Source organism: Mesorhizobium sp. M0815, from assembly GCF_040319995.1.
Taxonomy (GTDB): domain Bacteria; phylum Pseudomonadota; class Alphaproteobacteria; order Rhizobiales; family Rhizobiaceae; genus Mesorhizobium.
In genome coordinates, this window is sequence record NZ_JAMYOU010000012.1 from 50,104 (window position 1) to 68,456 (window position 18,353).

20 protein-coding genes are annotated in these 18,353 nt (G+C 62.3%); 5 read left to right on the top strand and 15 right to left on the bottom strand.

Going from position 1 to position 18,353, the window contains the following annotated elements; translation table 11 throughout:
* The first annotated feature begins 16 nt into the window (after positions 1–16).
* The 3 genes from NKI01_RS15295 to NKI01_RS15305 all read left to right on the top strand — a co-directional run bounded on the left by NKI01_RS15295 (position 17) and on the right by NKI01_RS15305 (position 3,040).
* Positions 17–1,318, top strand: coding sequence for a cytochrome b (locus NKI01_RS15295; protein ID WP_352516104.1), 1,302 nt, complete (start codon positions 17–19; stop codon positions 1,316–1,318).
* 89 nt (positions 1,319–1,407) lie between these two features.
* Positions 1,408–2,280, top strand: a complete 873-nt coding sequence (locus tag NKI01_RS15300) for a cytochrome c1 (protein ID WP_023719204.1) — start codon at positions 1,408–1,410, stop codon at positions 2,278–2,280.
* Between the two features lie 214 nt (positions 2,281–2,494).
* On the top strand, positions 2,495–3,040 hold the full coding sequence (locus tag NKI01_RS15305; protein ID WP_023719203.1) for an adenine phosphoribosyltransferase: 546 nt from the start codon (positions 2,495–2,497) through the stop codon (positions 3,038–3,040).
* Between the two features lie 43 nt (positions 3,041–3,083).
* Here the strand turns inward: NKI01_RS15305 and NKI01_RS15310 are convergent, their stop codons facing one another.
* From NKI01_RS15310 to NKI01_RS15345, 8 genes are all read right to left on the bottom strand, one after another.
* A complete protein-coding gene (locus tag NKI01_RS15310; RefSeq protein WP_023719202.1) occupies positions 3,084–3,554 on the bottom strand; it encodes a MaoC family dehydratase in 471 nt (156 codons plus the stop codon).
* Entirely contained in the window at positions 3,551–4,012 is a 462-nt protein-coding gene (locus NKI01_RS15315) for a MaoC family dehydratase (RefSeq protein WP_023719201.1), read from the bottom strand. The genes NKI01_RS15310 and NKI01_RS15315 overlap by 4 nt, the downstream gene beginning before the upstream one ends.
* A gap of 135 nt (positions 4,013–4,147) precedes the next feature.
* Positions 4,148–5,122 (bottom strand): magnesium/cobalt transporter CorA, encoded by a 975-nt coding sequence (corA, locus tag NKI01_RS15320; RefSeq protein WP_023719200.1) that lies wholly within the window; start codon positions 5,120–5,122, stop codon positions 4,148–4,150.
* Positions 5,123–5,336: 214 nt separating this feature from the next.
* Entirely contained in the window at positions 5,337–6,440 is a 1,104-nt protein-coding gene (gene ychF, locus NKI01_RS15325; protein ID WP_352963750.1) for a redox-regulated ATPase YchF, read from the bottom strand.
* Between the two features lie 77 nt (positions 6,441–6,517).
* Positions 6,518–7,081 carry a hypothetical protein gene (locus NKI01_RS15330; RefSeq protein WP_352482088.1) on the bottom strand — a complete coding sequence of 188 codons (564 nt, stop codon included), beginning with the start codon at positions 7,079–7,081 and terminating at the stop codon, positions 6,518–6,520.
* Positions 7,082–7,084: 3 nt separating this feature from the next.
* Positions 7,085–7,810 carry an aminoacyl-tRNA hydrolase gene (gene pth, locus NKI01_RS15335; protein ID WP_352496088.1) on the bottom strand — a complete coding sequence of 242 codons (726 nt, stop codon included), beginning with the start codon at positions 7,808–7,810 and terminating at the stop codon, positions 7,085–7,087.
* A gap of 23 nt (positions 7,811–7,833) precedes the next feature.
* Positions 7,834–8,478 carry a 50S ribosomal protein L25/general stress protein Ctc gene (locus NKI01_RS15340; RefSeq protein WP_023719196.1) on the bottom strand — a complete coding sequence of 215 codons (645 nt, stop codon included), beginning with the start codon at positions 8,476–8,478 and terminating at the stop codon, positions 7,834–7,836.
* Between the two features lie 254 nt (positions 8,479–8,732).
* Positions 8,733–9,227: a DUF2938 domain-containing protein gene (locus NKI01_RS15345; RefSeq protein WP_023719195.1), complete on the bottom strand. Its 495-nt coding sequence runs from the start codon at positions 9,225–9,227 to the stop codon at positions 8,733–8,735.
* A gap of 94 nt (positions 9,228–9,321) precedes the next feature.
* On the opposite strand from NKI01_RS15345, the gene NKI01_RS15350 reads away from it, so the two are divergent.
* On the top strand, positions 9,322–9,999 hold the full coding sequence (locus tag NKI01_RS15350) for an ArsR/SmtB family transcription factor (RefSeq protein WP_352496089.1): 678 nt from the start codon (positions 9,322–9,324) through the stop codon (positions 9,997–9,999).
* A 100-nt stretch (positions 10,000–10,099) separates the two neighbouring features.
* Here NKI01_RS15350 and NKI01_RS15355 read toward each other — a convergent pair whose 3' ends face one another.
* A complete protein-coding gene (locus NKI01_RS15355; protein ID WP_352963754.1) occupies positions 10,100–11,341 on the bottom strand; it encodes an MFS transporter in 1,242 nt (413 codons plus the stop codon).
* Positions 11,342–11,470: 129 nt separating this feature from the next.
* Between NKI01_RS15355 and NKI01_RS15360 the strand changes: the two genes are divergently transcribed.
* On the top strand, positions 11,471–12,352 hold the full coding sequence (locus tag NKI01_RS15360; RefSeq protein WP_352591744.1) for an AraC family transcriptional regulator: 882 nt from the start codon (positions 11,471–11,473) through the stop codon (positions 12,350–12,352).
* 99 nt (positions 12,353–12,451) lie between these two features.
* Here the strand turns inward: NKI01_RS15360 and NKI01_RS15365 are convergent, their stop codons facing one another.
* From NKI01_RS15365 to lgt, 6 genes are all read right to left on the bottom strand, one after another.
* Entirely contained in the window at positions 12,452–13,387 is a 936-nt protein-coding gene (locus NKI01_RS15365; protein ID WP_023678427.1) for a ribose-phosphate pyrophosphokinase, read from the bottom strand.
* Positions 13,388–13,640: 253 nt separating this feature from the next.
* Positions 13,641–14,261, bottom strand: coding sequence for a hypothetical protein (locus NKI01_RS15370; RefSeq protein WP_352591747.1), 621 nt, complete (start codon positions 14,259–14,261; stop codon positions 13,641–13,643).
* Between the two features lie 54 nt (positions 14,262–14,315).
* Positions 14,316–15,467 (bottom strand): M24 family metallopeptidase, encoded by a 1,152-nt coding sequence (locus NKI01_RS15375; protein ID WP_023678425.1) that lies wholly within the window; start codon positions 15,465–15,467, stop codon positions 14,316–14,318.
* Complete coding sequence (pgeF, locus tag NKI01_RS15380; protein WP_352910508.1) at positions 15,467–16,255, bottom strand: peptidoglycan editing factor PgeF; 789 nt, start codon at positions 16,253–16,255, stop codon at positions 15,467–15,469. The genes NKI01_RS15375 and pgeF overlap by 1 nt, the downstream gene beginning before the upstream one ends.
* 154 nt (positions 16,256–16,409) lie before the next feature.
* Entirely contained in the window at positions 16,410–17,498 is a 1,089-nt protein-coding gene (locus tag NKI01_RS15385; protein WP_352910510.1) for a class I SAM-dependent methyltransferase, read from the bottom strand.
* A complete protein-coding gene (gene lgt / locus NKI01_RS15390) occupies positions 17,495–18,346 on the bottom strand; it encodes a prolipoprotein diacylglyceryl transferase (protein ID WP_352483082.1) in 852 nt (283 codons plus the stop codon). Before lgt ends, NKI01_RS15385 begins: the two co-directional genes overlap by 4 nt.
* Positions 18,347–18,353 lie beyond the last annotated feature (7 nt).

Below are 18,353 nucleotides of genomic sequence, written 5' to 3' on the forward strand. Positions count from 1 at the left end.
GGCAAGGGATATTTCGATGAGCGAGGGACACTCGACCTATACGCCCAAGACCGGCATCGGACGCTGGTTCGATTCGCGCATGCCCCTGCCGCGGCTGGTCTATGACAGCTTCATCGCCTATCCGGTGCCGCGCAATTTGAATTATGCCTGGACCTTCGGCGGCATCCTCGCGCTCATGCTGGCGGCGCAGATCCTGACGGGTATCGTGCTGGCCATGCACTACGCGGCCGACAGCACTCTCGCCTTCGATTCGGTCGAGAAGATCATGCGCGACGTGAATTCGGGCTGGCTGCTGCGCTACCTGCATTCGAACGGCGCGTCGTTCTTCTTCGTCGCCGTCTACATCCATATCTTCCGTGGCCTCTACTACGGCTCCTACAAGGCGCCGCGCGAGCTGCTGTGGATCCTCGGCTGCATCATCTACCTGCTGATGATGGCGACCGGGTTCATGGGCTATGTGCTGCCTTGGGGCCAGATGAGCTTCTGGGGCGCCACCGTCATCACCGGCTTCTTCACCGCCATACCGCTGGTTGGCGACTGGATCCAGCAGCTTCTCCTCGGCGGCTTCGCGGTCGACAATCCGACGTTGAACCGCTTCTTTGCGCTGCATTACCTGCTGCCGTTCATGATCGCCGGCGTCGTCGTGCTGCACATCTGGGCGCTTCACGTCGTCGGCCAGAACAATCCGACCGGCATCGAGGTCAAATCGAAGACCGACACGCTCGCCTTCACGCCTTACGCGACCATCAAGGACGGGTTCGGCATGATCGTGTTCCTGTTCGTCTTCGCCTATTTCGTGTTCTACCTGCCGAACTATCTCGGCCATCCGGACAATTACACCGTGGCCAACCCGCTGAAGACGCCGGCCCACATCGTGCCGGAATGGTACTTCCTGCCGTTCTACGCGATCCTGCGCGCCATCACCTTCAATATCGGGCCCATCAACTCCAAACTCGGCGGCGTGCTCTGCATGTTCGGCGCGATTGTAATGCTGTTCCTGGTGCCGTGGCTCGACACCTCGAAGGTGCGCTCGGCTGTCTACCGGCCCTGGTACAAGCTGTTCTTCTGGCTGTTCATGGCCGACGCCATCCTGCTCGGCTGGCTGGGCTCGCAGCCGGCCGAGGGCAGCTATGTGTTCATGGCGCAGATGGCGACGCTGTTCTACTTCGCCTTCTTCCTGGTAGCGCTGCCGGTGCTTGGGCTGATCGAGACGCCGCGGCGGCTGCCGAATTCGATCACCGAGGCGGTGCTCGAGAAGAACAAGGGTGGCGGTGGACATCCTGCCGGCGCCACGGCCGCGCCGGAAACCAAAGGCTGAGCATGATCCCGAAAAGTGGAAACCGGTTTTCGGACAAGATCATGCTCGGGACGATGACCGCGCGTCAGAGAATCTCAAGGGGATATGGCATGAAGAAGATTCTCGCCTCGTTGGCGCTGCTTGGCCTTGTGGCCGCGGGCATTGGGGCCACAGGCACTGGAGCGAGCGCCCAGGAAGAGGCGCACAATGAGGCGGCGCCGACGCATTTCCCGATTGACGAACCGAAGGAAATGGACTGGAGCTTCGCCGGGCCATTCGGCACCTACGACAAGGCCCAGCTGCAGCGCGGGCTCAAGGTCTACAAGGAAGTCTGCTCGGCCTGCCATTCGATGAATTTGGTGGCGTTCCGTACGCTGGAAGGCCTTGGCTATTCGGATGCGCAGATCAAGACGCTGGCGGCCGAATATACGATCCATGACGGCCCGAACGATGCCGGCGACATGTTCGATCGTCCCGGCAAGCCGTCCGACCATTTTCCGCCGCCGTTCCCCAACGAGGAAGCGGCGGCGGCGGCCAATGGCGGTGCAGCACCGCCCGACATGTCGCTGCTGGCCAAGGCGCGCGGCGTCGAGCGCGGCTTCCCGCGCTTCGTGTTCGACATCTTTACGCAATATGCCCAGGGCGGCCCCGACTACATCCACTCGCTGCTGACCGGCTACGACCAACAGCCGCCGGCGGGCATGGTCATACCAGAAGGCACGCACTACAATCCGTACTTCCTGTCCGGCGTGTCGCTGAAGATGCCGAAGCCGCTCTCCGACGGCCAGGTTACCTATGATGACGGGGCGCCGCAGACGGTCGACCAGTATTCTCGCGACGTGTCGGCCTTCCTGATGTGGGCGGCAGAACCGCACCTCGAGGACCGCAAGAAGACCGGCTTTCGCGTACTGGTCTTCCTGCTGCTGTTCGGCGCACTGGTCTACCTGACCAAGCGCAAGGTGTGGGCCGGCGTGGCGCACTGAGCCCTGCGATATAAGAGAATGCGAGGGCGTCGAAAGGCGCCCTTTTCATTGCAGGCATGTCGATTCATCGCAGCCGGCGCTGAACAAGGCCCTTTGCCGGACAATTTTCCGTCAGGCGTCACATGGCGGTAGCCGGACTTGGCTGCACCGGGTTACGATTGGCCAATTCCTTTCACGTCTTTAGCCGAATCTGAATGGCCCGGAGAGCCGCTTGATGAAGTCCTCGCTCGAAGAGACGCTGCTTGCCGCGATCCGCACCATTCCGGATTATCCCAAGCCGGGCATCCTGTTTCGCGACATCACCACGCTGCTCGGCAATGCGCGGGCCTTCCGCCGCGCGATCGACGAACTGGTGCATCCCTATGCCGGCCTGAAGATCGACAAGATCGCCGGCATCGAGGCGCGCGGCTTCATCCTCGGCGGCGCCATCGCCCACCAGCTCTCAGCCGGCTTCGTGCCGATCCGCAAGAAGGGCAAGTTGCCTTACGAGACGGTGCGCGTCGCCTACAGCCTGGAATACGGGCTGGACGAGATGGAGATGCACAAGGACGGTGTTTCTCCGGGCGAGAAGGTAATCCTCGTCGACGATTTGATCGCCACCGGCGGCACGGCGGAGGCGGCCGTCAAGCTATTGCGGCAGATCGGCGCCGACATTCTCGCCGCCTGCTTCGTCATCGACCTGCCGGACCTTGGCGGCCGCGAGAGGTTAGAGGGGCTCGGCGTGCCGGTGAGGACGCTGATCGGGTTTGAGGGGCATTGAGCGTTTCTTCCTTCTCCCCCGTGGCAGAAGGGAAGAATTCCGCTCACCCCACCTTCACCAGCACGGCACTTTCGAATTCGATCACCTTGTCGCCCGTCGAATCGAAGGCCTCTGAGCGGAGCGTCAGCAGCCGCCAGCCCGGTCGCGAGGCAATGGGGCGGTGGGCCAGCGCCGTGCGGGTGAAAGTCACGGTTTCCCCGGCATAGACAGGTTTGGGCCATTTGAGGTTCTTGAAGCCGGGCGAGGGGCCGAATTCCGGCACCGGCCCGGGGCCGGGCCAGCGGGCGACCTCTGCCTCTATGCCAGCCTGGAGGTTCAATTTCATCCAGGTGGCGGCGGTGTGCCAGCCCGAGGCGCAGAGCCCGCCGAATATGCTGTTCCTCGCCGCCTCTTCATCGATGTGGAAAACTTGCGGATCGTATTTGCGGGCGAACGCCTTGATCGCCTCCGGTTCGAATCGATGCGAACCGAGCGTGACGGTGATACCGATGCAGAAGAATTCGTCGAGGCTCACGCACTGCCCTCGCGGGTGAGGAACATGACGGCGTTTTCGAGCTCGAAAACACCTTCGCCGCGCTGGTTGAATAACTCGCTGCGCATGGTCACCAGGCCAAGCCGGGGCTTCGATCTAGACAGGCGCTTGGCAAGGACGGTGGTGCTGCCGCTCAACAGGTCGCCGGCCAGGACCGGCCGTTTCCATTTGACCTGGTCGACGCCTGGCGCGCCCTGGGAGGTCGAGTCGAGCAGGAAGGCATCGCACAGCATGCGCATGAACATGGCGCAGGTGTGCCAACCCGAAGCCGCCAGCCCGCCGAGGATGCTGGCCTTACCCGCAGCCTCGTCGAGATGCATCGCCTGGGCATCGAACTCGCCGGCGAATTCTATGATTTCGGCGGCGCTTACCAGCTTGGTGCCGAGGTCGAGCGAAGCGCCCTCGACAAAATCCTCATAAGCCCAGGTCTTTGCGGTCATGGTCTGGAAATCCTGTTCAGGATTGTACGATCGCTGCGGGTCGGGGTCCCGGATGCAGGCAGCGCGGCATTTGGTCAAGCAATTTCTAGTGCGCCAGCCTGCGGCGCCCAAGCCGCAGCGGAGGTATTGATGACCCTACAGCCAGCCGCGGCGGCGGAAATACCAGAAGGGCAGGATTGCCGAAAGCACCATCATGCCGATGGCGAAGGGATAACCAAAGTGCCATTTGAGCTCGGGGATGATGTCGAAATTCATGCCGTAGATTGAAGCGACAAGCGTCGGCGGCAGGAAGATGACAGCGGCGACGGAGAAGATCTTGATGATGGCGTTCTGCTCGATCGAGATCATGCCGAGCGTCGCGTCGAGCAGGAAGCTGATCTTCTGCGACAGGAACGTGGCGTGGTCGGCGAGCGACAGCACATCGCGCGACAAGGTCTTGATGCGGGCGCGGGTATCCTTGCTCATCCTGGTCTGCGTGGAGGCATGGGCGAGGAAGCCGGCAAGGCGCTGCAGCGAGATCAGGCTGTCGCGGACCGAGGAGGCGAGATCCTCCTTGCGGCCAATGCCTTTCAACAGCTCCTGGAAGTCGCGGTTGCGCTTGGAAACCTTGGTCGAGCGTGCCTCGAAGATGTCGCGCGAGATCGCCTCGACGTCGCGGCCGGCGCGCTCCAGAATGTCGGCGAGGCGGTCGACGATCGCCTCCAGTAGTCCGATCAGGATGGTGTCGCCGCTGGTGCAACCGGTCGCCACCTTCTCGGCGCGCTGCGGAAAGGTCTTAAACGCCTTCGGTTCGTGGTACCGCACGGTGATCAGCCTGCTGCCGGCGAGCACGAAGGTAACCGGCGACATCAACGGATCGTCCACCTCGGTCTGCGCAGGCAGAATGGCGGTCATGAAGTAGGCGCCGTCCTCGACGTAGAGACGGCTCGAGATCTCGATCTCTTCCATCTCTTCGCGGGTCGGAACGGCGATGCCGAGCCAGGTCTCAATTGTCGTCTCTTCTTCCTTTGTCGGGTTGAAGAGGTCGACCCAGACCACAGTGTCGCTGTTCTGCAGGAGATCGTCGACCAGGCGCAGGCGATCATTGTCGACGACGAAGGCCTTGATCATCGCCGGGTCTCCCTTGCTGTTGCCAAAGAGCGTTCGTTGGAGGGGCGCGTCAGTCAGATCGCACGGACACGGGCAGGTGAGGCGCGAGGCCGGTGCAAAGGCCCCTTAGACCCCGCACGACGGCCCGTCAAGCAGCGCAAGAGGCACCGCGACCCCTGCTTTGAAGTTTGGCATCGAGCGGCGGCAATGGTGGCCGCTGGGCTCCCTCGCCTGGTCAGGTGTTGAACTTGAACAGCATGATGTCGCCGTCCTGGACGACATACTCCTTGCCTTCGTCGCGCGCCTTGCCGGCCTCCTTAGCCGCCACTTCGCCGCCCAGCCTGACGAAGTGGTCATAGGCGATGGTCTGGGCGCGGATGAAGCCGCGCTCGAAATCGGTGTGGATAACGCCTGCCGCCTGCGGCGCCCTGGCGCCCTTGTTCACGGTCCAGGCGCGTGTCTCCTTCGGCCCGACGGTAAAGTAGGTGATGAGCTGCAGCAGCTCGTAGCCGGCGCGGATGACCTTGTTCAAGCCGGGTTCGTCCAGGCCGAGCGTTGCCAGGAATTCCATTTCCTCTTCGTCCGAGAGCTGGGCGACCTCGGCCTCGATCGCCGCCGAAATCACAACGGTGCGGGCACCTTGCGCGGCCGCCATCTGCTCGACCGCCCTGGTATGGGCGTTGCCGATGGCGGCATCGGCTTCGGCGACGTTGCACACGTAAAGCACCGGGTGCGACGTCAAAAGGTTCAGTCCCTGCAGGATGCGCAGATCCTCAGCCGAGATGCCGTTGAGCAGGATGCGGGCGGGCTTGCCGGCCTGCAGTAGTTCAAGCGCCGCTTCCATCATGGGAAGTACGGTCGCTGCCTCCTTGTCCTTGCCGGCGGCACGCTTGCGGATCTGCACGATGCGGCGCTCGAGGCTGTCGAGGTCGGCAAGCATCAATTCGGTTTCGACGGTCTCGGCATCGGCGACAGGATCGATGCGGCCCTCGACATGGGTGATGTCGTCATCCTCGAAACAGCGCAGCACATGGACGATGGCGTCGACCTCGCGGATGTTGGCGAGGAACTGGTTGCCCAGCCCTTCACCCTTCGAGGCGCCGCGCACCAGGCCGGCAATGTCGACGAACGAGATGCGCGTCGGGATGATCTCCTTCGACTTGCCGATCGCGGCGATCTTCTGCAGGCGCGGGTCGGGCACCGCCACCTCGCCGGTGTTCGGCTCGATGGTGCAGAACGGATAATTGGCGGCCTGTGCCGCCGCCGTCCTGGTCAACGCATTGAAGAGCGTCGACTTGCCGACATTGGGCAAGCCAACGATGCCGCATTTGAAACCCATTTTTGTCTGGTCCTATCGGGAAATCGAAATTTGATCAGGGCTATGGGCGAAAGCGCCGACGATCGTCAAGGCGCAATTCAATTCAGACGCTGCGCGATGTCATCGGTGCCTATCGCCAACGCGTGAACGCCGGACCTGCTCAGTATTTGCAGAAGATGCCAGAACGCGTCGACATCCGCGGTTCCGAAATCGATCGTCAGTTGCCCCTCGAGCAATTGCGCACTGTGAATGATGCTTCCTACGGTCTCCGATGTTTCACGCTCGCCATCGATATCGAACCAGCCGCGAAACCATTCGTCGAAGAGATCGCCGTCAAGCTCATTTACGGGGAATTTGAAATGAACCTCGTCCCACTTGAACGGTGAGATGAGGACATCCATTCCACCGATCCCGGCGTGAATATCCGGAGAGAATTTCACATAGGTATCGCTATTGATGAACTGCGGATTTGGCTGTCCGTCATTGCCGACGAAATCAACCGCGATGAGATTTCGATAGAAGGAATCGACGTTCGAAAACTTGACCTCGGTCGCATGCGATCCTTGGCCGTTGCGAGCAAGTTCGCCGGCAGCGGCGACGAAATAATCAACATACTTCTGCCTTACGCGGCGAACCAATTGCTGGACGTCATCCATATTCATGGCTCAGTCCTTGCCGCCAAAAAGCTTCTTCAGCATCGCCGCCATCGGGCCGGTTTCGGGCAGCTTGGCCGCTGGCTGCTGCGGCCGCGCCTGGCGGACATGGCTTTGCACCTTTGGCGCCTTGGGTGGCGGGCGGTCGTCGTCGCCCGTCGGCGTGAGCTTCTCGCGCAGCGCCAGCGTCACGCGATTCATGAACGAATTGTCGTCGCCCTTGGCAAGCAATCCGGCACCATCGGCGATTGCGTCGAGCAGCACGTCCAGCCATTCGCGGTCGCCCTTGGCGAAATCGCCGAGCACATGGCCGTGCACCATTTCCTTGACGCCGGGGTGGCCGACGCCGATGCGCACACGGCGAAAATCCTTGCCGACGTGCTGGTCGAGCGAGCGGATACCGTTGTGGCCGCCGGAACCGCCACCGACCTTGACCCGAACCTTGCCGGCGGCAAGGTCGATCTCGTCATAAAAGACAGTCAGCGCCGAAGGGCCGAGCTTATAGAAGCGCAAGGCTTCGCCGACCGATTGGCCGGACAGGTTCATGAAGGTCTGCGGCTTGATCAGGATCACCTTGTCGCCGGCAAGCGTGCCTTCGGCGATCAGCCCCTGGAATTTCTTCGACCAGGGCGAAAAGGAATGGCGGCGGGCGATCGCGTCCGCCGCCATGAAGCCGACATTGTGCCGGTTGTTGGCGTATTTCGCGCCCGGATTGCCGAGGCCTGCAAAGACAAGCATCGTCGCCTCCGGGCGGGAAGGGGTTACTTCTCTTCGGCGGCAGGAGCCGCTTCGGGCGCAGCCGCTTCAGTCGTCTCTTCTACGGCCTCCGGCTTCATCGCCGAGGAGCCGGCAATGGTCGCGATGGTGAAGTCACGGTCGGAGATCACCGGCTTGACGCCGGCCGGCAAGGTGACGGCCGAAATGTGGATCGAATCGCCAATATCGGTGCCGGTGAGATCGATGGTGATGAAATCCGGGATCGCATTGGCCGGGCAGTGGAATTCGACCTCGTGGCGCACGATGTTGAGCACGCCGCCGCGCTTGATGCCGGGCGACTTGTCTTCATTGATGAAGTGCACGGGCACGTCGACATTGACTTCGGTGTCCTTGCCGATGCGCAGGAAATCGACATGGACCGGGAAATCCTTGACCGGGTCGAGCTGGAAGTCCTTGGGCAGAACCTGGATCTTGTTCCCGTCGACATCGATCGTGGCGACCGTGGTCAGAAACCCGCCGCCATGGATCTTGTAGTAGATGTCCTTATAGGTCAGCGCAATCGCCAGGGGAGGCTGCTTGTCGCCGTAAATCACTGCAGGCACTTTACCGTTGCGGCGAACTGCACGGGCGGACCCCTTACCGACCTGTTCGCGCGCTTCGGCCTTGAGCTCGTAAGTATCGTGGCTCATGGCATTTCCTTTCGCGTTGTTCTGGAGCGTTCGCGGCCGGCAACGTGCCGGGGCCGTAAACGTCGAAAGCCGACATAGCTAACGCATGACCTGGTCCGAAAACCGGAATCCACTTTTCGGGATCATGCGGGAAGGCGGCCTTCCGCCGCGTTGCCTCCAAGGGTGTCTACGCGGGTGGCGGCTCTATAGCGGAAGGCGGCGCGAGGTGCAAGCGGGGTGGAAGGTGCCCAGGGACGGACCGTGTCCCATCAATGTCAGGCCGGAAACGGCAGTGCCGAAAGCAATGCTGCAATGTACAGTCCGACGCCAAAGGACAGATGGGTCATAAGGCTGCGCAGGCGCGCAGTGCGCGGATTGGGAACTTTCGAAGCCGCGATGCCGATCCCAAAAGCCGGTTGCATCACGAAGAACGGGGCGACGATGGTGCAGACGCCGACCAACAGGGCCGGAAGCACTGTCGGGTGCCGTGCCCAGTCGAGGCTCCACACTCCAATCAGCGCCGCGGCAAATACGATGCCGGTCGCGTAATGTGCGCTCCATCCAATGGCGGTTTCGCCGCGAACGCGAGCAGCTTGCGCGATATTCGCGTGCGCGAAACGGCCACGCGGAAAGTGTCCGATCCAGCGGCCGACCCAGGCGTAATCAAGCGATGGAATCGCGAGCATTCGCTTCAGAAACCATCCCCAAAGGTCCATCAGGGCTGTCGCGCCGATACCAATGACGGCCGCACGGACAACGAACTCCAACATTTTTGCTCTCCTGTTTCACCCGTCAGACATTAACCAATTAGAATCAATCATTCAACATATTGATTGATTGATTAATTAATGCTAGCCAAGTCAAATGAAAAGCACGGACGTTCACCACCCGATCTTCGACGAAGTAGCGGATCTCGCCCGCACCTTGGGGCATGCCCACCGGCTGGTTCTGCTGCGTCACATTGCCGATGGCGAACTGGCCGTCGAGCAGCTGACGCAGCTTTCGGGGATCGCATTGGCGAATACGTCGCAGCATCTTCAACATCTCAAGCGAGCGGGCCTGGTGCAGACCCGGCGAGACGGAAAACGCGTTCTGTACCGGCTTGCAGATGTCCCAATCGAAAACGTGTTCGCGGCGCTGCGAAGCCTTGCAAACCATAGACGCGAGCAGATCCGTGAGTTTATCAACGACAGCATTAGCCAGCCGGACAGGCTGGAAAACATCTCGCGCGAGGAACTCGTGCGCCGCATGCGAAACGACGAAGTCGTGCTGCTCGATGTCAGGCCGCAGAACGAATTCGCGACGGGGCATTTGCCGGGTGCGATCAACATTCCCGCTGATGAGCTGGAGCAGCGGCTTGCGGAGCTTCCACGAGAGAAGGTCGTTGTCGCCTATTGTCGTGGGGTCCAGTGCGTTCTGTCGGCCGACGCTTTGGCAATCCTGAGGGCACGAGGCTGGGCCTCGCGCCGTTTCGAAGGCGGCTTGCCCGAGTGGGCAGCTGCAGGCCTGGGTGTAGAGGGAACGAACTACGAAAGCGGCTGACGGCCGCCAAATCGGCGTCGCCGGGCCTGGCCCAAATAACCGCAGGCGGCTGGACGGGCGCGTCGGAAGAGGGGATTCGCTTAGAAACCGAACCCGGGCTTCACCCGACCGTGGTCACCTTCCTCGCTTCCTTCATGTTAGGCAGAAAAACCGTCAGCAGCCCGAGTAGCGGCAAATACGAGCAGACCTGGAAGACGAAATTGATGCCTTTCATGTCGGCGACGACGCCAAGCACGGCGGCCGCGATGCCGCCCATGCCGAAGGCGAAGCCGAAAAAGATGCCGGCGATCATGCCGACCCGGCCGGGCACGAGTTCCTGCGCGAAGACGACGACGTTCGAGAAGGCCGAGGACAGGATCAGGCCAATCAGCACGGTGAGAACCATCGTCCACTCGAAATTGGCATAGGGCAGGGCCAGGGTGAAGGGCAGCACGCCGACGATCGAGAACCAGATCATCGCCTTCTGCCCGTAGCGGTCGCCGAACGGGCCGCCGAGCAGGATGCCCAGGGCCGAGGCGCCGAGGAACAGAAACAGCATAACTTGCGACATCTGCACCGAAACGCCGAATTTATGGATGGAATAGAAGGTGTAATAGCTGGCAAGGCTGGAAATATAGGCGTTCTTGGTCAGTACCAGCAGTGTCAGCACCAGCAGCGCTCCCATCACCTTGCGGCGCGGGAAGGGCGAGACGAAGCCTGCCGCCTTGCGGGTGCTCTGCGCGGCACGCAGGCGGCTGTACCAGCCGCCGACCTGCCACAGCACGATGATGCCGATCAGCGAGCCGCCGGCGAACCAGGCGATGCTGGTCTGGCCGAAGGGCACGACGATGAAGGCTGCCAGCAGCGGCCCCATGGCCTGGCCGAAATTGCCGCCGACCTGGAACAGCGACTGTGCCAGGCCGAACCTGCCACCAGAGGCGAAGCGCGCGATGCGCGAGGATTCCGGGTGGAAGATCGCCGAGCCAATGCCAATCAGCGAGGCGCCGATGAGGAGCAGCGAGTAATGTCCAGCATAGGCCAGCACGACCAGGCCGATCAACGAAGAGGCCATGCCGTAGGGCAGCGAATACGGCATCGGCCGCTTGTCGGTAATCATGCCGATCACCGGCTGCAGCAAGGATGCCGTCACCTGGAAGGTGAAAGTCAAAAGGCCGATCTGCCAGAAATCGAGACCGTAATTGTCCTTCAGCAGCGGATAGATCGCCGACAGCAGCGACTGCATGATGTCGTTGATGCAATGGCAGAAGCTCACCGCCAGGATGACGGTGAAGGCCGTCGCCTGAGCTGAAATGTGGCTGGCCGCTGCCGGCTTGGCGTCGGCGGTTGCTGTGGTATCGGTCAAGGCAGGCTCCGTGGTCTTTTTGGCGGGCGCTCCCGCAGGCGGTCTTATGGGCCGGCTGCCTTATACGTTGCTTGTCACGCGACTTCTTTCGTGGTTTGGTCCAATAGTTTCGCAAGTGGGCCATAGCTGATGCCGCATGGCAGGGAAATGTTCAGAGCGGGCGATACCGATCTTGGGCTGTTGCATGAACGTCGCTGGCAATGGCTGGAGCAGGCCGTCGGGCCGGCGGTGGCGCTGCCGACCGAATATCCGGACGGCTATCACGTGCCGCGGCACCATCACAGCCGCAGCCAGTTGCTGCACGCGCTGGTCGGTGTCGTGCTGGTGACGACGCGGCATGGGCGCTGGATGGTGCCCCCCAACCACGCGATGTGGATCCCAGCCGGCACCGAACACTCGGTTGAGATGCTGGGCGACGTCAGCATGCGCTCCGTCTATGTGATGCCGGAGGCCATTCCCGGCCTGCCGGACGGGTTGCGCGTCGTCGGCATCACCGACCTGATGCACAGCCTGATCGTGGAATCGGAAAAGCTGCCGCAGGGCGCCGAGCTGGAGGGGCGGGGCGGGCTGATCATGAAGCTCCTGCTGCACGAAATCCCGAACCTGCCGCAACGGCCACTCGGACTGCCGTTCCCGTCCGACGCAAGGCTGGCAGCGCTGTGCCGGCGCTTCGTCTCGGCACCGTCACCGCACGCGACGATCGATGAATGGGCCGCTATCGTCGGCATGAGCCGCCGCTCTTTCACCCGCGCCTTTCATCGCCAGACCGGATTGTCGCTGTCGACTTGGCGCCAGCAGGCCTGTCTGTTCGCGGCGCTGCCACGGCTGGCCGACGGCGAGCCGATCACAAGGGTGGCGCTCGATCTCGGCTATGACAGCGTGCCGGCGTTCATCACCATGTTCAAGCGCATGCTGGGAGCCTCGCCACGCGGTTACATGCTCGGCGCCCGTGATGCTGGTGAAGGTGTGCGGCGAATAAGCGGTCCGGCTCGGCCTGAGTCGCAGCCCTAAAGCGCGTCGCGTTCGACCGGTCTCATGCGACGCGCTTTAGGGTCTTGTTTTATGCATGTCGTTGTCGCAAAACCGCTGCTCACTTTTGCGCGACATGTATTAATCGAACAGGCTCGACACCGATTCCTCGGTTGCCGTGCGGGAGATCGCCTCGCCCATCAGTTCGGCGATGGAGATGACGCGGATATTGGCGGCGTCCAGCACTGCCTGGGTCGGCTGGATGGAATCGGTGATGACCAGTTCCTGCAGTTTCGAGGCGCCGATGCGGGCGATGGCGCCGCCGGACAAAACGCCATGGGTAGTATAGGCGGTGACACTGGTGGCGCCGTCGGCAAGCAGCGCATCGGCCGCATTGCATAGCGTGCCGCCCGAATCAATGATGTCGTCGATCAACAGGCAATCCTTGCCGCGCACGTCACCGATGACGTTCATGACTTCCGATTCGCCGGGGCGCTCGCGACGCTTGTCGACGATGGCCAACTGGGCATCGATGCGCTTGGCGAGGGCACGGGCGCGGACCACGCCGCCGACATCCGGCGACACCACCATGACATTGGCGAGCTGCTTGTATTTCGCCTTCACGTCACGCGCCATCACCGGCACGGAAAACAGATTGTCGGTCGGGATGTCGAAGAAGCCCTGAATTTGCCCGGCATGCAGATCCAGCGTCAGCACCCGGTTGACGCCCGCCCGCGTGATCATGTTGGCTACCAGCTTGGCCGAGATCGGTGTGCGGCCGGAGGCGCGGCGGTCCTGCCTGGCATAGCCGAAATAAGGAATAACCGCAGTGATACGCTTGGCCGAGGAGCGCATGAAGGCGTCGATCATGATGAGCAGTTCCATCAGATGATCGTTGGTTGGGAACGAGGTGGACTGCAGGATGAAGACGTCCTCGCCTCGCACGTTCTCCTGGATCTCGACGAAGATTTCCTGGTCAGCGAAGCGCCTGACGCTGGCCTTGCCCAGCGGAATGTTGAGGTAGCGGGCGACTGATTCGGCCAGCACCCTGTTGGAATTGCCCGCGAAGAGCTTCATGCACCGTTCCTGGCGAAGGATTGAGAGACTCCGATAGCACTCCAGCCTCTTAGTCGGGCTTTTAGCGGCCCGCGCCGGTATTGCAAGCGTCGTGAATGGGAATCCGCCGGCTAATCTCAATAATCGCTTACGGCTTGACGATGCGGCGATAGGCCCACTTCGATGCCGACAGAATCGGGATAGCTTCTATCTTTCAGTCTGAGCATGCTCTTTTCCGAAAACCGGATTCCACTTTTCGGAATCATGCTCCAGGTCAGCCGGCGCCGCCGCCAAGCCAGGTGGCGAACTGGTCGATTGTCTGGTCGGCAATCGCCTGCATGGTCGCCGGCGCGACCGCCGCCCAGCCTTCGCCGCCACCGACGGAGGGCGCCTTCTGCTGGCCGTTGATGCGATGCAGCCGGTTGCCGGCCGGGTCATAGATGTCCCAGACATAGATGACGGTGGTGTCCTTGCCTTCCGTCATGGTCGAGAAATAGCCCTTGAGCACGTGCGTTGGGGTCTGGTCGGTGCTGCCGGCCAAGGTGATGCCACGCTGCCTGGCGCGTGTCTGAAGCTCGGCGGTCAGCGGTGTCGCGGCTTCTACCGAGGCGCCGACGATCGGCGCCACCTGCAGCCGGGTTCGCGCAATGGCAGCGGCGCTTTTGGCGGGCGGCACGGCTGCTGCCGCCGGAGGCTGCGCTGTATCTGCAGTTGGCGCGGTGCCGGAAGACGGCGCCGCAGTTGAGGGGGGCGTTGCGGCGCCGCCGGCTCCGGGCAGGGATTGGGTCGATTGCGGGGCGATGGCCGAGGGTTCGAGAACGTCCTTCGCATTGGTGCAAGCCGCCAGCGCCAGCGCCGCGAGCAATGACACGGTCGTCACATGCGATCGTCTCATTAGCCTGAAAACTCCTTGGCGACGAACGCCCCTCACACTTTTTCCATTATGGATTCACTGCACGATCAAGTCGAGATCATGGCGGGACAGCGGCTTCGGCTGGGATTCGGTCGTCAGGTAGGTGCGGCCAAGGGTCATCGCCGTTTCGGTTTCGGAGTCCATGATGATCATATGGGCGAACAGCGTCATGTTCGGCGCAATCGGTTCGGGATTACCCTGATAGAACATCGGCATATCCATCCAGGACGGGGTGAAGCGGGCGCCGAGCGAATAACCGCAGGCATTGAGCCGGTGCTTGGTCAAATTGTGGGCTTCGAGCGTGCGGGCATGGGCGTCGAACACGTCGCCGAACGTATTACCAGGTGTCATCGCCTTCTCGACTGCAAGTAGCGCGGCGCGGGCGGCATCGAACAATTCCTGGTGGCGTTTCGATACCTTGCCGGTCAACACCGTGCGCATCATTGCCGCATGGTAGTGATGGAAGACACCGGCCCATTCGAGTGTCAGCTGGTCGTTCTTGGTGAGCTTGCGGCGACCGGCCTTGTAGCGGCAGAGCAGGGCGTCGACGCCCGAGCCGATGATGAACTCGTTGGCCGGATAATCGCCGCCGCCGGCAAAGATCGCGCCTTGCATGGCGGCGAGGATCAGCGCCTCATCGCCGCCCTGCTTGATCAGCGGCAGTGCTGCGTCCAGCGCGTCGTCGGCCAGATTTGCGGCTTTTTCCGCCTTGGCGATTTCGGCCGGGCTCTTGAACAGCCGCAGCCGGCTGACAATGCCAGAGGCATCTGCGATCTGCCCGAAGGTCTGCAACTGCTCGTCGAGGCGCCGGCCATTATATGCCGTCAGGCCGTGGGTGTCGTATTCGACGCCGATGCGGGCGCCGAGCAGGTCAAGCTCGTTGAGCAAATTGCGCAGGTCGACCGCCGGATTGGCGCCGTTGCGATCCGTCCACAAAACGATGTTGTCGATGATCGAGGTGTGGCGTGCCTGGCGCAAATCGGCCGAACGCGTCAGCAGTACCATCGAGCCGTCGGCCTTGACCACCAGGCACTGGAAAAAGCAGAAGCCGAACGTGTCGTAGCCGGTTAGCCAATACATGCTTTCCTGCGCAAACAGCAGGACGGCGTCGAGCTTCTTTTCGGCGATCTCGATCATCAGTCGATCGCGCCGCGCGTCGAATTCCGAGCGTTCGAAATGCAGCGCCATCAGTCAGTCTCCAAAACGATTGCCGAAACCTGCCGTCCGTAGTCGGGCTCGTTGCGATGCGTGCTGCGCCGATAGGAGTAGAAAAGCTCTTCCTCGGCATAGGTGCAGCGGCCGAGCCCTTCGGCATTGACGCCAGCCTTGGTCAGCCGGTCGACCGTGTAGCGGTTGAGATCGAACATCGCGTGTCCGGCATTTGCGGAGGGCGCGAAATAGCGGGCATTACCGGCATCGGCGTCGACGAAGCGGGCGACGAATTCCGGTCCGACTTCGTAATTCTGTGGGCCGATGGAAGGACCGAGCACTGCGACGATGCGGTCACGCCGGGCGCCGAGGCTTTCCATTGCCGCGATGGTGTTTTCCAGCACTCCCGTGAAAGCGCCTTTCCAGCCGGCATGGGCGGCTCCGATAATGCACGCCTCGGCGTCAGCGAAGAGGACCGGTCCGCAATCGGCGGTCGAGGCCCCGATGGCAATGCCCGGCCGGTCGGTGACGATGGCGTCGGCCTTGGGACGCTCGCCGGCAAAAGGTTCCCTGGCGATGACGACGTCCGGCGAATGAACCTGATGAGCAGTCAGCAGATGGCTTGCCGCCACGCCCATCCATTCGGCGACGCGGCGGCGATTCTCGCGCACCAGCGTCTGGGCGTCGCTCGATCCGGTGCCGATGTTGAGGCCCCGGTAGATGCCGCTGGAAATGCCGCCGACGCGTGTGAAGTAGCCGTGGCGGATGCCTTGCGCCGTTTCCAGCAAGGGCGACCGAACGGGATCCGGTTTGGTCTGATTCAGCATGGCGGCTTTGTTGTCCGTATGGGCGATTTCGTCAAGCGCGTTGAAGGCGGCCGAGTTGAAGGTAGGCGAGTTGAAGGCGGCGCAGTTGAAGGCGAGTGCAGTTGATGTCGGGCGCGGCCGGAGAGGGGAGAGTGGTAGAGGCGGCAGCGAAAAGTCAATCCGCGCTTGCGAACGGCGGAACGGCAATGCCGGAAGGAAGGATGGCAAGCACCTTGAAGAGCTCGCCCATGGCCTGCTGACCGGCGAGGCGCTCGACGTCGGCCGCGATCTTTTCACGAGCTGCCTGATCGGCATTGGCGCCGAGCCGGCCAGCTCGTTCGAGAAGCCCCATTTTGAGCAGGAATTCACCTTGCGTGGAGAGGTGGGCATCGAGGCTGTGTGCCCGAACGGTTGCCGCGAGGGCAGCGAAATCGACATGGGCGGTGAGATCGGCCTCCCCCGGATTGGCCAGCACGTCCTCATGATCGTGCTTGCGCAAGGCCTGCAAGGTGTCGCCGATGCCGGGCTGGAGGTGACCGTAGTCGAGAAACAGGCCGGCGCCGCCAAATCCGGCAAGTCGCCCGGCGATGGCCGCCATCAGAGCGGCGCGGGCCGGCGCCACCTCGACGATCGCACCTTGCGGCGCATTCTCGGCACCCTCCGGCAGCAGCATCGGATCGAGCGAGCCGGCGCCGACGAAAAAGCGCAGCCGGTTCGCATCGTCGAGACCGATCATCCGTTCGCGCCAGCCGGCTCCGGCGCGGACGAACTGGCGAATAGGCACCGCGTCAAACAGCTCGTTGCCAACAATCAGAAGCTGCCCCTGCGGTAGTGTGTCGATGGTTTCATTCCAGGCGATGGTGGCCGACGTCCCGGCAAGCGTCCGTTTCTGGACCTCGGTCAACCGCGGACTGGTCTCGATCAAGGCGAATGATGCGCTGGCGGTAAGCGTCGGATCGAGCCGCGAAAGCGTGCGCAGCATATCTCTCATCAGCGTGCCGCGGCCGGGGCCTATTTCGGCGATGGCGACCGGCGTCGGCCGGCCGATCGCCAGCCATGCCTGGTAGAGCCAGACGGCGACCAGCTCGCCAAACATCTGGCTGATCTCCGGCGCGGTGACGAAGTCGCCGGCGGCGCCGAACGGCTCGCGTGTCTTATAATAGCCGTCCTGCGGATCGAACAGGCAGAGCGCCATGTATTCGCTGATGGGGATCGGTCCCACCGCACCGATCAGCTCGGCGATGCGTGTCTTCAGCGGCGTCATGCGGGCTGCGGTTTTGTCACCGGCTTGGCTGTAGCCATCGCCCAGATGCCGGCCAGCACCATCGGCAGCGACAGCACCATGCCCATGGTGAGCCAGCTCGTGCCAAGGAGATAGCCGAGCTGCTGGTCGGGCTCGCGGAAGAATTCGACGAAGACGCGCGAGGCGCCATAGCCGGCAATGAAGGCGCCGCCGACGAAGCGCGGCGTCTTCAGCTTGAGCCGCGAATGAGTGAGAAAGCGCAGGACAAGGAACAACACCAGCCCTTCGAGCAGCGCCTCGTAGATCTGGCTCGGATGGCGTGCAAATGGGCCGCCATTGGGGAATTCGAATGCCCATGGAACGTCGGTCGGTCGGCCCCATAGTTCGGAATTGATGAAGTTTGCCAGGCGAACGAGGCCAAGCCCCACCGGCACGCCGGCGGCAACAACGTCGAACAGCGACCATGTGCGGATGCCACGCGCCCGGGAAAACAGCGTCATGGCGAGAATGACGCCGAGCAGGCCGCCATGAAACGACATGCCGCCCTGCCAGACGGCGACGACATCGAGCGGATTGGCGATGTAACGCGGCAGGTCGTAGAACAACACGTAGCCGGTGCGTCCGCCGAGCACCACGCCGATGGCCGCCCAGACGATGAAGTCGTCGAGATCCACGGGCTTCATCGGCAGGGTGCCGTCGGGCCAGAGTTTCGGGTTGGTGACGAGGCGCTTGGCATACCACCAGGCGAACAGGATGCCGACGATGTAGCCGACGCCGTACCAATGCACCGCCAGCGGTCCGATCCGGACGATGACCGGATCGATGTTGGGGAAGGGCAGGGCAGCCAGCGGCAGCAAATATTCGCTCAACAGGGTC

What these genes read in the sequence shown, in the direction of transcription:
- NKI01_RS15295 (WP_352516104.1), top strand. Translation starts at nt 17, where the DNA reads ATGAGCGAGGGACACTCGACCTATACGCCCAAGACCGGCATCGGACGC.
- NKI01_RS15300 (WP_023719204.1), top strand. Translation starts at nt 1,408, where the DNA reads ATGAAGAAGATTCTCGCCTCGTTGGCGCTGCTTGGCCTTGTGGCCGCG.
- NKI01_RS15305 (WP_023719203.1), top strand. Translation starts at nt 2,495, where the DNA reads ATGAAGTCCTCGCTCGAAGAGACGCTGCTTGCCGCGATCCGCACCATT.
- NKI01_RS15315 (WP_023719201.1), bottom strand. Translation starts at nt 4,012, where the DNA reads ATGACCGCAAAGACCTGGGCTTATGAGGATTTTGTCGAGGGCGCTTCG.
- corA (WP_023719200.1), bottom strand. Translation starts at nt 5,122, where the DNA reads ATGATCAAGGCCTTCGTCGTCGACAATGATCGCCTGCGCCTGGTCGAC.
- ychF (WP_352963750.1), bottom strand. Translation starts at nt 6,440, where the DNA reads ATGGGTTTCAAATGCGGCATCGTTGGCTTGCCCAATGTCGGCAAGTCG.
- NKI01_RS15330 (WP_352482088.1), bottom strand. Translation starts at nt 7,081, where the DNA reads ATGAATATGGATGACGTCCAGCAATTGGTTCGCCGCGTAAGGCAGAAG.
- pth (WP_352496088.1), bottom strand. Translation starts at nt 7,810, where the DNA reads ATGCTTGTCTTTGCAGGCCTCGGCAATCCGGGCGCGAAATACGCCAAC.
- NKI01_RS15340 (WP_023719196.1), bottom strand. Translation starts at nt 8,478, where the DNA reads ATGAGCCACGATACTTACGAGCTCAAGGCCGAAGCGCGCGAACAGGTC.
- NKI01_RS15345 (WP_023719195.1), bottom strand. Translation starts at nt 9,227, where the DNA reads ATGTTGGAGTTCGTTGTCCGTGCGGCCGTCATTGGTATCGGCGCGACA.
- NKI01_RS15350 (WP_352496089.1), top strand. Translation starts at nt 9,322, where the DNA reads ATGAAAAGCACGGACGTTCACCACCCGATCTTCGACGAAGTAGCGGAT.
- NKI01_RS15360 (WP_352591744.1), top strand. Translation starts at nt 11,471, where the DNA reads ATGCCGCATGGCAGGGAAATGTTCAGAGCGGGCGATACCGATCTTGGG.
- NKI01_RS15365 (WP_023678427.1), bottom strand. Translation starts at nt 13,387, where the DNA reads ATGAAGCTCTTCGCGGGCAATTCCAACAGGGTGCTGGCCGAATCAGTC.
- NKI01_RS15370 (WP_352591747.1), bottom strand. Translation starts at nt 14,261, where the DNA reads ATGAGACGATCGCATGTGACGACCGTGTCATTGCTCGCGGCGCTGGCG.
- NKI01_RS15375 (WP_023678425.1), bottom strand. Translation starts at nt 15,467, where the DNA reads ATGGCGCTGCATTTCGAACGCTCGGAATTCGACGCGCGGCGCGATCGA.
- pgeF (WP_352910508.1), bottom strand. Translation starts at nt 16,255, where the DNA reads ATGCTGAATCAGACCAAACCGGATCCCGTTCGGTCGCCCTTGCTGGAA.
- NKI01_RS15385 (WP_352910510.1), bottom strand. Translation starts at nt 17,498, where the DNA reads ATGACGCCGCTGAAGACACGCATCGCCGAGCTGATCGGTGCGGTGGGA.